Annotated in this window: 14 protein-coding genes and 1 other annotated feature; of the genes, 10 read left to right on the top strand and 4 right to left on the bottom strand. The window is 54.9% G+C overall.

Features of this window, described 5'->3' with window-relative positions:
- Positions 1-24: 24 nt before the first annotated feature.
- The 7 genes from C0557_RS18740 to C0557_RS18710 all read left to right on the top strand — a co-directional run bounded on the left by C0557_RS18740 (position 25) and on the right by C0557_RS18710 (position 7,276).
- A complete protein-coding gene (locus C0557_RS18740; protein ID WP_208660165.1) occupies positions 25-873 on the top strand; it encodes a phage repressor protein CI in 849 nt (282 codons plus the stop codon).
- Between the two features lie 6 nt (positions 874-879).
- The gene (locus C0557_RS18735; RefSeq protein WP_208660163.1) at positions 880-1,929 is read left to right on the top strand and encodes a site-specific integrase; all 1,050 of its coding nucleotides are present in this window, start codon (positions 880-882) and stop codon (positions 1,927-1,929) included.
- A 161-nt stretch (positions 1,930-2,090) separates the two neighbouring features.
- On the top strand, positions 2,091-2,528 hold the full coding sequence (locus C0557_RS18730) for a DUF2946 domain-containing protein (protein WP_371813202.1): 438 nt from the start codon (positions 2,091-2,093) through the stop codon (positions 2,526-2,528).
- A gap of 62 nt (positions 2,529-2,590) precedes the next feature.
- Positions 2,591-3,955, top strand: a complete 1,365-nt coding sequence (locus C0557_RS18725) for a PepSY domain-containing protein (protein ID WP_208660159.1) — start codon at positions 2,591-2,593, stop codon at positions 3,953-3,955.
- A 180-nt stretch (positions 3,956-4,135) separates the two neighbouring features.
- Positions 4,136-5,206, top strand: a complete 1,071-nt coding sequence (gene aroF, locus C0557_RS18720) for a 3-deoxy-7-phosphoheptulonate synthase AroF (RefSeq protein ID WP_007370746.1) — start codon at positions 4,136-4,138, stop codon at positions 5,204-5,206.
- 9 nt (positions 5,207-5,215) lie between these two features.
- Complete coding sequence (gene tyrA, locus C0557_RS18715) at positions 5,216-6,337, top strand: bifunctional chorismate mutase/prephenate dehydrogenase (RefSeq protein WP_064564442.1); 1,122 nt, start codon at positions 5,216-5,218, stop codon at positions 6,335-6,337.
- A 66-nt stretch (positions 6,338-6,403) separates the two neighbouring features.
- On the top strand, positions 6,404-7,276 hold the full coding sequence (locus C0557_RS18710) for an SMP-30/gluconolactonase/LRE family protein (RefSeq protein WP_208660157.1): 873 nt from the start codon (positions 6,404-6,406) through the stop codon (positions 7,274-7,276).
- Here the strand turns inward: C0557_RS18710 and pheA are convergent.
- The 4 genes from pheA to bamD form a co-directional block, all read right to left on the bottom strand.
- Entirely contained in the window at positions 7,273-8,433 is a 1,161-nt protein-coding gene (gene pheA, locus C0557_RS18705) for a bifunctional chorismate mutase/prephenate dehydratase (RefSeq protein ID WP_208660155.1), read from the bottom strand. The two genes, C0557_RS18710 and pheA, sit on opposite strands and share 4 nt — an antisense overlap.
- A gap of 19 nt (positions 8,434-8,452) precedes the next feature.
- Positions 8,453-8,578 (bottom strand) — a sequence feature (Phe leader region).
- The gene (pheL, locus tag C0557_RS27295; protein ID WP_194138581.1) at positions 8,527-8,577 is read right to left on the bottom strand and encodes a pheA operon leader peptide PheL; all 51 of its coding nucleotides are present in this window, start codon (positions 8,575-8,577) and stop codon (positions 8,527-8,529) included. It overlaps the preceding feature by 51 nt.
- 102 nt (positions 8,579-8,680) lie before the next feature.
- Positions 8,681-9,019, bottom strand: coding sequence for a ribosome-associated translation inhibitor RaiA (gene raiA, locus C0557_RS18700; RefSeq protein ID WP_007370750.1), 339 nt, complete (start codon positions 9,017-9,019; stop codon positions 8,681-8,683).
- 265 nt (positions 9,020-9,284) lie between these two features.
- A complete protein-coding gene (gene bamD, locus C0557_RS18695; protein WP_208660152.1) occupies positions 9,285-10,022 on the bottom strand; it encodes an outer membrane protein assembly factor BamD in 738 nt (245 codons plus the stop codon).
- Between the two features lie 131 nt (positions 10,023-10,153).
- Here bamD and rluD point away from each other — a divergent pair, with 131 nt between their 5' ends.
- The 3 genes from rluD (at position 10,154) to clpB (ending at position 14,565) form a co-directional block, all read left to right on the top strand.
- Entirely contained in the window at positions 10,154-11,134 is a 981-nt protein-coding gene (rluD, locus tag C0557_RS18690) for a 23S rRNA pseudouridine(1911/1915/1917) synthase RluD (protein WP_208660150.1), read from the top strand.
- On the top strand, positions 11,131-11,862 hold the full coding sequence (gene yfiH / locus C0557_RS18685) for a purine nucleoside phosphorylase YfiH (protein WP_208660148.1): 732 nt from the start codon (positions 11,131-11,133) through the stop codon (positions 11,860-11,862). The genes rluD and yfiH overlap by 4 nt, the downstream gene beginning before the upstream one ends.
- Positions 11,863-11,991: 129 nt before the next feature.
- Positions 11,992-14,565, top strand: a complete 2,574-nt coding sequence (gene clpB, locus C0557_RS18680; RefSeq protein ID WP_208660146.1) for an ATP-dependent chaperone ClpB — start codon at positions 11,992-11,994, stop codon at positions 14,563-14,565.
- Positions 14,566-15,093 lie beyond the last annotated feature (528 nt).

Here is a 15,093-nt window from a genome sequence, read left to right as displayed (position 1 = left end):
ATCGCTTTTTTGATGTTGGTGAACATGAGTGATAACAAAATGAGTGTTCAGGATGTGATCGAGCGTATTGCTGCGTCCTATTCTGTCTCCAGCCAGAAAGCGCTCGCCGAAGCACTGGATGTCCCGGCGAACAATATCAGTAGCTGGATCCAGCGCGACAGCGTGCCCTATAAGGCGGTGGTCAAATGCGCGCTGGATACCGGCGCAGATTTGCACTGGCTGGTAAACGGTGAATTTGCAAATGCAAAATCAGCGGATAAGCCGCTGCCGAAAGGCAAGGCGCTGTACGATGAGATTTTATCGACCGGCGGGCGCCCGGTGCTGCGTCGCATCCTCGATGCGTATGGTTTCCAGATGCAAAAAGATCTCGGCGACCTGCTCGATATCTCCTCCGGGACCATCAGCACCTGGGTGCGGCGTGAGTTTTTTCCCGGCGACGTGGTGGTGACCTGCGCGCTGGATACCGGCGTCTCGCTGAACTGGCTGGCGACCGGGAAAGGCGAAATGTACCCGGCTCCCGCTCCTGCAGCGCAAAGCGATGCGGTGCTGAGCATTCCGAAATTCCGTCTGGAATCCGGCGAGCTGAAAGAGGCGGGCGTCTGGGCGCTGGATCGCAGCCTTGCGCCGTCATCGACAGAGGGGCTGAATTTTGTCGAGGGGCTGAATGCGGCCTGGCTGGTGGATACCTCGGCGCAGAAAATTGGCAACGGGCGCTGGTTTATCAGTATCGACGATGCGCTGGATGTGTTTGATGTGGTGCGTCTGCCGGGCGGCAAAGTCCGCCTGACGAATAACGCGGTCGATTTCGAGTGCGGCGTGACAGAGATTGCGCCGTTCGGCGTGGTGGTTTTTACGCTGGAAAAACATGTGTAAGCGGCAATGACGGTCAGCAAACAGAAAAACGGCAAGTGGCTGTGTGAACTCTACCCGCAGGGGCGGGAAGGGCGGCGCATTCGTCGGCAGTTTAATACCAAAGGCGAGGCCGAAGCGTTTGAATCCTGGGCGAAACAGGAGGCGCAGGAGAAGCCGTGGCTGGGCGAGAAAGAGGATCGCCGGCGTTTAAGCGAGCTGGTTGCGCTGTGGTTTAAGCTGCATGGCCAGTCGCTGGCGGCGGGCAAGTCGCGGATGGCGAAGCTGGAGATTGTCTGTCGCGGGCTGGGCGATCCGGTCGCTTCGCGCCTGACCGCCAAAGCCTGGGCGCACTATCGCGACCAGCGTCTGAGCGGCGAAATCGATAACGGTTACACGCCGGACAAAGCAAAGTGGAAGGTGAAACCGGTCACGGTCAACCGCGAGCAGCAATATCTGAGCGCGGTGTTTAACGAACTGCGGCGGCTGGGTGAATGGTCGCTGCCGAACCCGATTGAAAACGTGCGTATTTTTCGCGAAAAAGAGCGGGAAATGACATGGCTGACGCAGCCGCAAATCATCACCCTGCTGGCGGCCTGCGAACGCTACGGGCATGCCGATTTAACGCGGGTGGTGAAAATTTGCCTCGCCACCGGCGCGCGCTGGCGCGAGGCGGAAAACCTCAATCGTGCGCAGCTTGTGGCGAATAAAATCACCTTTATCAAAACCAAAGGCGGGCGCAACCGGACGGTGCCGATCCCGCCGTGGCTTTTTGACGAGCTGTCGCCGCTGCAGGGGCAGATGTTCCAGCCGTGCTACGGGGAATTCAGCAAAATGCTGGCCACCACTGATATCGCGCTGGCCGAAGGGCAGAAAACCCACGTATTGCGCCACACTTTCGCCGCACACTTTATGACCAATGGCGGCAATATTCTCGTGCTGCAACGTATTCTTGGCCATGCCAATATCCGTGAAACCATGCGCTACGCCCACTTTGCGCCCGATCATCTTGAAGAGGCGGTGATGCTCAACCCGCTGTCGCAGCTTAATGGCGGCAAAATGGCGGCGGATGTTGCATAACGCTGCAATTCGCTGCATGAAAAAGGGTTTTACACGCTGATAAAGAAGGGTAAATCGTTGAATGCGGCGAGTGGCGGCAAAAGCGGTTTAACTAACTTTTTTGCTGCCTTTACCTTTTCTTTTTCGAAATAATTTAACCTGCCGGTGATGATTAATTTACAATGCCGCCTCGATCGGGAGGAGATGCGGTGAAGAACGCTTTTCATCAATGGGCAGCAAAATGCTCAGCCACATGGCTGGCGCTGTTTGCGATCCTGCTGATTGTCGTCGCCCCGCTGATTTCCGTCTCCCTGCAACAAGATCCGATGAGTGCTATGCCGGGTATGCATCACGAGATGAGCATGCCGATGCATCATGAGATGTCATCTCAGCCGGAAACGCACCCGCCAACTTCCCTGCCTGTTGATCACGCTGAAGCCTGTGGCTACTGCGTCTTGCTGGCACATGTGCCTGGCTTGATCCTGCTGGTTGCGCTGCTGCTGATGGGGCGTGCATTGCGCATTCGCCTGAAGCCCGCTCGCCCGCTGATCAGACAGTGGCACTTCTTCCCCTGGCTGTACCCTGACACCCGCGCGCCGCCGCTTTTCTGCTTTTCCTGACATGTATAAAAGGCCGTTCGCCCCTGCGTAACGGCACGCGTTGACTATTCCTGAGGAAAAGTATGACTTCCTGCACCCCGCGTGCGGCGTGGCTGAATTTGCTGCGACGCCTGCACTTTTATATTGGCCTGTTTGTCGGGCCTTTTATCTTCATTGCGGCCCTGAGCGGCACGCTGTATGTGGCGACGCCACAACTGGAAAATGTTCTCTACAGCGATGCGCTGTACGGTGTGTCCTCCGGTACGCGCCAGCCGCTGGCTGAGCAGATTGCTGTTGCTGAGCAGGTGAGCGGCGGCCACCTGCGTCTGCATGCTGTGCGGCCAGGCCTTGCCGACAACGCCACTACGCGCGTGATGTTTGCCGATCCGCAACTTGGCGTGTCGGAAAACCGCGCCATCTTTATCGATCCCGTGACCTTACAGGTGAAGGGCGATATGACGGTGTACGGCACCAGCGGTATTTTGCCGCTGCGCCAGTGGATCGACTATTTTCACCGCTCGCTGCTGTTGGGCGATGCAGGCCGCCTCTACAGCGAGCTTGCCGCTTCATGGATGTGGGTGGCGGCACTGGGCGGTATTGCACTGTGGTTTTTCACGCGCCCGAAACGGCGGATAAATAACGCGGTGCAAAATCATCGCCGCCTGCATGTGCTGCTCGGCTGGAGCCTGCTGGCCGGTATGCTGCTGTTTTCCGCCACCGGCCTGACGTGGTCGCAGTGGGCGGGCGGCAATGTCGATAGCCTGCGGGCGGCTTTCGGCTGGATGACGCCGCAGGTCAACACGCAGCTTGATGGCGCAGCGATGGCGACCGATCCGCATGCGGAACATCATCAACATCATGCGGGCATGAACATGCCGGAAATGGCGCTGGATTGGGTGCAATTCGATGATGTGTTGCGGGCTGCCCGGCGGGCCGGAATTGCTGCCAGCAAGCTGGAGATCCGCCCGCCGCGCAGCATGGATAAAGCGTGGACGGTGACAGAAATCGATCGCGGCTGGCCAACGCAGGTCGATGCGGTAGCGATTAATGGCAGCACGCTGGCGGTGGTTGACCGCACGCGGTTTGCCGACTTCCCGCTGATGGCGAAACTGACGCGCTGGGGCGTCGATTTTCATATGGGCGTGTTGTTCGGCCTTGCAAACCAGTTATTACTGATCCTCTTTGGCGCTGCGCTGTGCGTGATGATCGTGGTTGGCTACCGCTTGTGGTGGATTCGCCGACCGGCAGGCGCTGCGGTGAATCCGGCTGCAACCTTGCTTTCTTGCTGGCTGAGTTTAAGCCGGGCAGGGCGTTTTGGCACGCTGGTCATCGCGCTGTTGCTGGGGCTCATGTTGCCGGTGATGGGCGGCAGCCTGCTGCTGTTTATACTGATTGATGCACTGCGCTGGAAACGTGCCGCGCAGCGTTCAGCCAGCGCGCAGGCATAAGCAAAATGCGCTGAGTGTAAATTTATAATTACACCCAGCGCCATAATCAGGCGGAATAAATTGCATATGTAAAGAAATCGGTACGTTTTGTGGATTGAAATCTTTACCGTATATGGTATGGTTACGCCATCCTCTACGGAGGAACCCTTATCGCAAAACGAGTCATACAGGATCGCCATCATGCAAAAAGACGCGCTGAACAACGTACATATCACCGACGAACAGGTTTTGATCACCCCGGAACAATTGAAAGCGGCTTTCCCGCTGACCATTGAGCAGGAAGCGCAAATCGCGCAGTCCCGCCAGACCATCTCCAACATCATTGCCGGAAAAGATCCGCGCCTGCTGGTGGTGTGTGGCCCTTGCTCGATTCACGATCCTGAAGCCGCGATTGAATATGCTCGTCGATTTAAAGCCCTTGCCGCAGAGGTCAGCGATAGCCTCTATCTGGTGATGCGCGTCTATTTTGAAAAACCCCGTACCACCGTTGGCTGGAAGGGGCTGATTAACGATCCGCACATGGATGGCTCGTTTGATGTGGAAGCTGGCCTGAAGATTGCGCGTCGTCTGCTGGTGGAACTGGTGAGTATGGGCCTGCCGCTGGCGACCGAAGCGCTGGATCCGAACAGCCCGCAGTTCCTTGGCGACTTGTTTAGCTGGTCGGCAATTGGTGCGCGCACCACCGAATCCCAGACGCACCGCGAAATGGCGTCCGGCCTGTCGATGCCGGTCGGTTTCAAAAACGGCACCGACGGCAGTCTGGCTACGGCAATCAATGCCATGCGCGCGGCGGCAATGCCGCATCGCTTTGTCGGTATCAACCAGGCCGGTCAGGTTTGCCTGCTGCAAACCCAGGGTAACCCGGACGGGCATGTGATCCTGCGCGGCGGCAAAGCGCCGAACTACAGCCCGGCGGATGTCGCGCAGTGTGAAAAAGAGATGGAACAGGCGGGACTGAAACCGTCGCTGATGGTAGATTGCAGCCATGGTAATTCCAACAAAGATTACCGTCGCCAGCCTGCCGTTGCCGAATCTGTGGTGGCACAGATCAAAGATGGCAACCGCTCGATTACCGGTCTGATGATTGAAAGCAATATTCATGAAGGCAATCAATCTTCTGAGCAGCCGCGCAGCGCCATGAAGTACGGTGTTTCCGTGACGGATGCTTGCATTAGCTGGGAATCGACCGAAGCGCTGCTGCGTGAGATCGATAAAGATCTGCGCAATAGTCTGGCGGCGCGTTTCGCTTAAGAGGTTGTTATGGTTGCTGAATTGACCGCGCTGCGCGATCAAATTGATGAAGTGGATAAGGCGCTGCTGGGGCTGCTGGCGCGCCGTCTGGAGCTGGTAGCCGAAGTTGGTGAAGTAAAAAGCAAATATGGCTTGCCGATCTACGTGCCGGAACGTGAAGCCACAATGCTGGCTTCCCGCCGCAAAGAGGCCGAACTGCTCGGCGTTCCGCCGGATCTGATTGAAGATGTGCTGCGCCGCGTGATGCGCGAATCCTACTCCAGCGAAAATGACAAAGGTTTTAAAACCCTGTGTCCTGAAATGCGGCCGGTGGTGATTGTCGGCGGCGCGGGCCAGATGGGGCAACTGTTTGCCAAAATGTTGACGCTGTCGGGTTATCAGGTGCGCATTCTGGAAAAAGAAGACTGGGCGCAGGCGGGCGAGCTGCTGGCCGATGCCGGTATGGTGATTGTCAGTGTGCCGATCCACGTGACCGAACAGGTGATAGGCCAACTGCCGCCGCTACCGGATGACTGTATTCTGGTCGATCTGGCGTCGGTGAAAAGCGGTCCGTTGCAGGCGATGTTGTCGGCGCATAAAGGCCCGGTGCTTGGTCTGCATCCCATGTTTGGGCCGGACAGCGGCAGCCTTGCCAAGCAGGTGGTGGTCTGGTGCGACGGACGTCAGCCAGAGGCTTACCAGTGGTTCCTTGAACAGATTCAGGTCTGGGGCGCGCGTTTGCATCGCATCAGCGCTGTCGAACACGACCAGAATATGGCGTTTATTCAGGCACTGCGCCACTTCGCAACGTTCGCTTACGGGCTGCATCTGGCCGAAGAGAATGTGCAGCTTGAGCAGTTGCTGGCGCTCTCATCGCCGATTTATCGTCTGGAGCTGGCAATGGTTGGGCGCCTGTTTGCCCAGGATCCGCAGCTTTACGCAGACATTATTATGTCGTCGTCGAACAACCTGGCGCTGATCAAGCGTTACTACCAGCGTTTTGGCGAAGCTATCGGTTTACTGGAGCAGGGCGACAAGCAGGCCTTTATCGACAGCTTCCGCAAAGTGGAGCACTGGTTTGGCGATTACGCGCAGCGTTTTCAGAACGAAAGCCGCGTATTACTGCGCCAGGCGAACGACAGCCGCCAGTAAAAGAAAAGCCGTTTATACTGAAAAGCCAGTGCTTACCGCTGGCTTTTTTCATTTAAGGGACGCGCAATGGCGGAGTTACAGCAGCTGTTTGATTACACCGGCCACCTGCCGGAATGTCCGACCTGGAGCGAAGCTGAACAGGCGCTTTACTGGGCGGATATTCTGGAAGGTGAAATTCATCGTTACCATCTGGCATCTGGCGAACACCGGGTGCTCTCCTTCCCGGAAGAGGTCGGCTGTTTTGCGCTGCGCGAGAAAGGCGGATTTATCGTGGCAATGCGTAACGCCATCTGGCTGACGGATGCGCGCGGCCTGCTGCGACAGAAAGTATGCGATAACCCATCGAACCCGCAACTGGCGCGCTTTAACGATGGTGGCACCGATCACCGGGGACGCTTTTACGCCGGGACGTTCTGGGGGCCGGGCGATTACAACGGCGCTTTGTTGCTGCGCGTGGATAACGATCTGATGCCAAAAGTGGTGCAGTGCGATATTCACGGTGCGAATGGTCTGGCGTTCAGCCAGGATCAGCAATGGATGTTTACCTCCGACACGCCCAACGGTGTGATTTATCGTACGCCGCTGGATGCGCAGGGCGAACCGGGGCGTCGGGAAGTGTTCCGCCGGTTTACTGCCGGGGATGGGATCCCGGATGGTGCGGCAATGGATGTGGAAGGCTGCTACTGGAGCGCGATGTTCGACGGTTGGCGTGTGGCACGTTTCTCACCGCAGGGCGAACAGCTTGCGGAGTACCGTCTACCGGTACGTTGCCCGACGATGGTCTGCTTTGGCGGCGATGACATGAAAACGCTGTTTATCACCACCACGCGGGAAAATATGGAAGAGGAAGAGCTGGCGCGTTATCCGCTTTCTGGCGCTATCTTCACCCTGCCAGTGAGCGTGGCAGGGATGAAGAAACCGCTGTTCAGAGAGTGTTAAACCGGATCGACCGGCACCACGTTTTCGCTGGGATAGCAGCCAAGCACTTTCAGCGAACGGGTGATATCGCCCAGTTCGCGCAGCGCTTTTTGCATTTCTGCCGAGTGGAGATTGGCCTGCACATCAAGGTAGAACATCTCTTCCCACGGATTGCCGTGGATCGGGCGCGACTCCAGTTTGGTCATGATCAGATTGTGATTGCGCAGCACCAGCAGCGCTTCAACCAGCGCACCGGCCTGTTGGCCTGTCGCTATCAGTAGCGTGGTTTTCGCCGGAACCTGCTCTGATACATCAATGGCTTTACGCGCCAGTACGATAAAACGGGTGATATTCTGCGTCTGGTTCGCCAGGTTACGTTCCAGCACCTGTAAACCGTACAGTGCGCCGCCCGCTTCGCTGCCCAGCGCAGCAGCATGCGGTGAGTTCGCCTGCGCCACTTTCTCCATCGCGGCTGAGGTGCTTTCGCAATATTCGATTTTCCACTGCGGGTAGCGGTTCAGGAACTGGCTGCACTGCTGGAAAGGTTGCGGGTGGCTGTAAACCGTCTGGATCTGCTCCAGATCCGTCGAGCCGGAAACTAGCACACAGTGATCGATCGGCACCGTCAGCTCGCCAACAATCGATAAGCTGGTGTGCTGAAGTAAATCGTACACGTCGTTGATAGCACCAGAGCTGGTATTTTCCAGCGGTACCACGGCGTAATCCGCCTGGCCGGTTTCGACCTGGTTAAAAATATCGTGAAACTTCAGGCAACCGCTCTCGATAAATTGCTCAAAATGGCGCGCGGCGTACTGACGCGCCGCGAGGTGCGAGTAAGAGCCTTTTGGCCCCAGAAAAGCGATGCGCGCGGAGTGCGGATTGATCTTGTTGAGGTGCTGCTGGAGCAGGGCTTGCTGAGTCAGGACGGAATCTTCAATGATCAGCTGGAACAGGCGGGTGATGTAATATGCATCGAGGTGATGCGCTTTGCCCAGTTGGATCAGGCGCTCCAGTAAATCCCGCTCGCGGTCGATATCGCGCACCGGGCGGTGTGAGTCGAGCTTGGCTTTGCCGACCTCAACGGAGAGCTGGCGGCGCTCGGCCAGCAGGGTCAGCAACTGCTCATCCAGTGCACTGATCTTTACGCGTAAATCCAGTAAGGGGTTTTCAGCCGTCATGTTGTTGCCTTTTATTATTAAAAAAAAAGCCTCCCGGAGCGGGAGGCCTTATTGTTCGTCTTCGCATTCTTTATCACAAAACGAATCGCCTCCCTATTTGGGGAAGGTAAAAAAGAATGCGAAGAAGAACGGCACAAGTTTCATGTAAATTTCCTTTGAGCGACCGAAGTACAGTACCCGCACTGTTTTCGCTCTGTCAATAAAAAACGCGCCCGCAGGCGCGTTGGATAGGGACTCAATGTAGAGACTACTCTTCTTCTTCCTCAACGAAGCTTGTGTCTTTCACCGATGTTGCGGCGCGACGTGCTTCACCTTTGTGCTGCACTTTATTGAGCTGCCGTTCCAGCTTGTTAATCAATTCGTTGATAGCGGTGTACATATCTTCATGCCGTGCGCTGGCCACCAGATGTCCATTCGGTGTGTTGATAGTGGCATCAGCGATAAAGCCCTGCGGCTCTTTGGAGAGAATGATATGTGGATTAATCAGATGTGTTTGCCATTTATCCAGTTTGGCGAGACGGTCTGCGACATGCTGGCGGATTGCCGGAGTAATTTCCATTTGTTTACTGGTAATGTTCATTGTCATAAATTTTACCTCTTGTCTTTCCGTCTTGGTGATTTCAGCATACCGTGCCTAATGTCAAAAAGCGTGATTTAAATCACATTATTTTGTCGGTTTTTGTCAAAGGAAAGGTTTTGTGAGGCAGGACAGGAAGAGGGGAAAATTACCTTGTGGAACTCTCCATTAACGGTCATAGTTGATAGGATGCATTGTGGCTAAACCGCTTCAGCTATTGGTAAAATGAATAAAAAAACGGCAGCCACTGGCTGCCGTTTTGTGTTTCAGAGACTTATGTATTGCTGCTGTTGGCCGCGATAATTTTCGCAACCTTGTCTGCCTGCGCGTTCATTTGCATCTCGCGGTAGGCTTTCTCCATTTTCGGCAGCGCATCACGCGTCGCCTGCGTATCCGGATAATCACGCAGCATGCCTTCTACGCGGTTGACAACCGCAACCCAGGCACCGCGATCGGTGTAGTAGTCCACTACCGACAGCTCATATTTCGACAGACGATCTTTCAGGAACACCAGACGTTTGGTGGCATCGGTGATGTACTGGCTCTGCGGATAGCCGCGTACCAGTTTACTGAAGTCATTGAACGCCTCACGCGCATGAGCCGGGTCACGATCGCTGCGATCCACGCCAAAGAACCCTTGCAGAGCGCTATCGTCCAGCGCCATGTTGGTCAACCCACGCATATACATCACATAATCGATGTTCGGATGGGTTGGGTTCAGACGAATAAAACGGTCAATCGCGGCTTGCGCCAGCGGTAAATCGGCGTTTTTGTAGTAGGCGTAAATCAGATCCAGCTGTACTTGCTGTGAGTACGGACCAAACGGATAACGGTTATCCAGTGCTTCCAGTTGCGTTATTGCCGCCTTCCAGTTACCGTCTTGCAGTTTTTGCTGGGCAGTCGCGTAGATTTCATTTGGTGGATTATCAGGCACCTCTTCCTTTGAACCGGAGCAACCCGCCAAAGCCAGACTCAACGTGGCGGCTGCCACCAGATATTTCAAGCGCGTCATGACGTTTAGACTTTCCTCAGAATGTTTATGCGGGAGATTCTTTATTCCTGCTCCCGACTAAGACCAGCTACAATAGCACACTATATTAAACGGCGAAGCCGTAAAACCCAACGTTAACGAAGAAGCTGTATATGGCACAACGAGTACAACTCACCGCAACGGTGTCCGAAAAACAACTCGGTCAACGCTTAGATCAGGCTTTGGCCGAATTGTTCCCGGATTATTCACGTTCGCGAATAAAAGAATGGATCCTCGACCAGCACGTGCAGGTCAACGGCAGTATTTGCGACAAACCGAAAGAGAAAGTGTTGGGTGGAGAACGCATCACTATTGATGTGGAAATTGAAGAAGAAGCGCGCTTCGAACCGCAGGACATCCCGCTAAACATCGTCTACGAAGATGATGACATTATCGTGATCAATAAACCGCGTGACCTCGTCGTTCACCCGGGCGCAGGCAACCCGGACGGTACGGTGCTGAATGCATTGCTGCACTATTATCCGCCGATTGCCGATGTTCCGCGCGCGGGGATTGTGCACCGTCTGGACAAAGATACCACCGGCTTGATGGTGGTAGCGAAAACGATCCCGGCGCAAACGCGGCTGGTCGAGTCGTTGCAGCTGCGCGAAATTACGCGTGAATACGAAGCGGTAGCGATTGGGCATATGACGTCCGGTGGTACGGTTGAAGAACCCATCAGCCGCCACCCGACCAAGCGTACTCATATGTCGGTGCACCCGATGGGTAAACCGGCGGTAACGCACTACCGCATCATGGAGCACTTCCGTGTGCACACGCGTCTGCGTCTGCGTCTGGAAACCGGCCGCACCCACCAGATCCGCGTGCATATGGCGCATATCACTCATCCGCTGGTGGGCGATCAGCTGTATGGTGGCCGTCCGCGTCCGCCAAAAGGCGCTTCCGACGAATTTATCGATGCGCTGCGCAAGTTTGATCGTCAGGCTCTGCACGCCACGATGTTGCGTCTTTACCACCCCATTAGCGGCATTGAGATGGAGTGGCACGCGCCTATTCCGCAGGATATGGTGGATTTGATTGCTGCCATGCGCGCGGATTTTGAAACCCATAAGGACGATGTCGCCTGGTTATGACCAAACTGATCCTCCCTGAGTGGCCGCAGCCGAAAGGTGTGGCGTCATGCAGTTCAACCCGTATCGGCGGTGTGAGCTTGTCGCCCTATCACTCGCTAAACCTCGGTGCCCACTGTGGCGACGATGCTGAGCATGTGGAAGAGAATCGCAAACGTATGTTTGCCGAGGGAGGGCTGCCTTCAAAACCGGTATGGCTTGAGCAGGTACACGGTACCGACGTGCTGCTGCTCGACGGCGGGCCTTATACCTCTAAACGGGCGGATGCGTCATACAGCAACACGCCCGGTACGGTTTGCGCAGTGATGACCGCCGACTGCCTGCCGGTGCTGTTTTGCAATCGTGATGGAACCGAAGTCGCTGCTGCTCATGCTGGTTGGCGAGGGTTGTGTGCGGGTGTGCTGGAAAAGACGGTTGCCTGTTTTACCGATAAGCCGGAAAACCTGCTCGCCTGGTTAGGGCCGGCGATCGGGCAGCAGGCGTTTGAAGTTGGCGCAGAAGTGCGCGAGGCATTTATGGCGCATGATGTTGAGGCCGATCGGGCTTTTCGTCCGCACGGCGAGAAATATTTCGCTGATATCTACCAGCTCGCGCGCCAGCGTCTGGCGTCGGTGGGCGTCCAGCAAGTCTTCGGCGGTGAGCACTGCACCTTCAGTCAAAAGGATGATTTTTTCTCATACCGCCGGGACAAGATAACCGGCCGTATGGCAAGTTTTATTTGGCTGATATAACCTAAAGAATCAAGACGATCCAGTTCGCATATACTTTCTTTTGCATAATTCAGGTCATTCACCTTGAATAATTGAGGGATGACCTCATTTAATCTCCAGTAGCAATTTTGACCTGTTATGGGAGGAGTTATGCGTCTGGATCGTCTTACCAATAAATTCCAGCTTGCTCTTGCCGATGCCCAGTCGCTCGCACTGGGGCACGACAACCAATTTATCGAACCTCTTCATTTAATGAGCGCCCTGCTGAAGCAGGAAGGCGGTTCGGTTTTTCCTTTATTAACCTCTGCCGGCGTTAACGCTGGCTCGCTACGTACAGCCGTTGAACAGGCATTGAGCCGTTTACCGCAGGTGGAAGGCACCGGCGGCGATGTGCAGCCTTCTCAGGATTTAGTGCGTGTGCTCAATCTTTGCGACAAGCTGGCGCAAAAACGGGGTGACAACTTTATTTCGTCAGAACTTTTCGTTCTGGCAGCGCTGGAGTCTCACGGTACGCTAACCGATTTACTGAAATCGGCGGGCGCAACCACCGCGAAGGTGACTCAGGCTATTGAACAAATGCGTGGGGGTGAAAACGTGAACGATCAAGGGGCTGAAGATCAACGTCAGGCCTTGAAGAAATTCACCGTCGATCTGACCGAGCGTGCCGAGCAAGGCAAGCTCGATCCGGTTATCGGTCGTGACGAAGAGATCCGTCGTACCATTCAGGTACTGCAACGCCGGACTAAAAACAACCCGGTGCTGATTGGTGAACCGGGGGTGGGTAAAACCGCTATCGTTGAAGGACTGGCGCAGCGCATTGTTAATGGTGAAGTGCCGGAAGGGCTGAAAGGTCGGCGCGTTCTGGCGCTGGACATGGGCGCGCTGGTGGCCGGGGCGAAATACCGCGGCGAGTTTGAAGAGCGTCTGAAAGGTGTGCTGAACGATCTCTCTAAACAGGAAGGCAATGTCATTCTGTTTATCGACGAGCTGCATACCATGGTGGGCGCCGGGAAAGCCGATGGCGCGATGGATGCGGGTAATATGCTGAAGCCAGCGCTGGCGCGTGGCGAACTGCACTGTGTCGGTGCCACTACGTTGGATGAGTATCGTCAATATATAGAGAAAGACGCTGCGCTGGAACGTCGTTTCCAGAAAGTGTTTGTTGCTGAGCCGACAGTGGAAGACACCATTGCGATTCTGCGTGGCCTGAAAGAACGTTATGAGCTGCACCACCATGTGCAGATTACCGACCCGGCGATCGTTGCGGCGGCAACGTTGTCGCATCGCTATATTTCCGATCGCCAGTTGCCGGATAAAGCTATCGACCTGATCGATGAAGCTGCATCCAGCATTCGTATGCAGATTGACTCTAAACCGGAAGAACTTGACCGTCTCGATCGCCGCATTATCCAGCTCAAGCTGGAACAGCGCGCGCTGATGAAAGAGTCTGACGAAGCGAGTAAAAAACGCCTCGAAATGCTTAACGAAGAGCTGGAAGATAAAGAGCGCCAGTATTCGACATTAGAAGAAGAGTGGAAAGCGGAGAAAGCTTCTCTTTCCGGCACCCAGACCATTAAGGCTGAACTGGAACAGGCGAAAATCGCGATGGAACAGGCGCGGCGTAATGGCGATCTTGGACGGATGTCGGAGTTGCAGTACGGGAAAATCCCTGAACTGGAAAAACAACTGGAAGCGGCAACCCAGGCTGAAGGCAAAACGATGCGTCTGTTGCGTAACCGCGTGACGGATATTGAGATTGCCGAAGTGCTGGCGCGCTGGACCGGTATTCCGGTGTCGCGGATGATGGAAGGTGAACGTGAAAAACTGCTGCGTATGGAGCATGACCTGCATCATCGCGTGATTGGCCAGGACGAAGCGGTAGAAGCGGTATCTAACGCCATTCGCCGCAGCCGTGCGGGGCTGTCGGATCCGAATCGCCCGATCGGTTCGTTCCTGTTCCTTGGGCCAACCGGGGTAGGGAAAACCGAGCTGTGTAAAGCGCTGGCGAACTTTATGTTCGATAGCGACGATGCAATGGTGCGTATCGACATGTCTGAGTTTATGGAAAAACACTCCGTTTCTCGGCTGGTGGGCGCACCTCCGGGATATGTCGGTTATGAAGAAGGCGGCTATCTGACAGAAGCGGTTCGTCGTCGCCCCTATTCCGTCATCCTGCTGGATGAAGTGGAAAAAGCGCATCCGGATGTATTCAACATCCTGTTGCAGGTGCTTGACGATGGTCGTCTGACGGATGGTCAGGGCAGGACGGTGGATTTCCGTAATACTGTTGTCATCATGACGTCGAACCTCGGTTCTGATCTGATCCAGGAACGTTTTGGCGATCTGGATTATGGTCATATGAAGGAACTGGTATTGGGCGTGGTGAGCCAGAACTTCCGTCCGGAGTTTATTAACCGTATTGATGAAGTGGTGGTCTTCCATCCGCTTGGTGAAAAGCATATTGCTTCTATTGCGCAGATCCAGTTGCAGCGCCTGTACAAACGTCTGGAAGAGCGTGGCTATGCGGTGACTATCTCTGATGAAGCCCTGAAGCTGTTGAGCGCGAATGGTTACGATCCGGTGTATGGCGCGCGTCCGTTGAAACGCGCTATCCAACAGCAGATCGAAAACCCGCTGGCGCAGCAGATATTGTCTGGTGAGCTGATTCCAGGCAAAACGGTACAGCTTGTCGTAAAAGACGATCGTATTGTGGCAGTGCAGTAAGTCACAAAATAAAGAAAACGAGCCCTCAGGGGCTCGTTTTGTATAAAAACCAGGCAAAAATTACCATTCAAAGGTCGGTTTGCCTGGAAAGTAATCAAACGATAACTTTTTTGAATTTTATGCTTGTCAGCCAGAATTAACTCCCTATAATGCGCCTCCACTGACACGACACAACGGCAAACACACCGGCCTGTCAGGTGAAGAAATCTGAAAATAATCAGTTGACTTCACGGCGGGAAGGCGTAATATGCACACCCCGCGCCGCGGCGAAAACACAGCGGCACTGCTCTTTAACAATTTATCAGACAATCTGTGTGGGCACTCAGGTGACATGGATTCTTGATGTCTTCGGACAAAAAATGAATACCAAGTCTCACGGGTGAACACGTAATTCATTACGAAGTTTAATTCGATGAGCATCAAACTTTAAATTGAAGAGTTTGATCATGGCTCAGATTGAACGCTGGCGGCAGGCCTAACACATGCAAGTCGGACGGTAGCACAGAGAGCTTGCTCTCGGGTGACGAG

It is taken from the genome of Kosakonia sp. MUSA4 (assembly GCF_013085925.1).
Lineage (GTDB): Bacteria > Pseudomonadota > Gammaproteobacteria > Enterobacterales > Enterobacteriaceae > Kosakonia > Kosakonia sacchari_B.
This window is presented reverse-complemented; position numbering and strand designations above follow the sequence as displayed.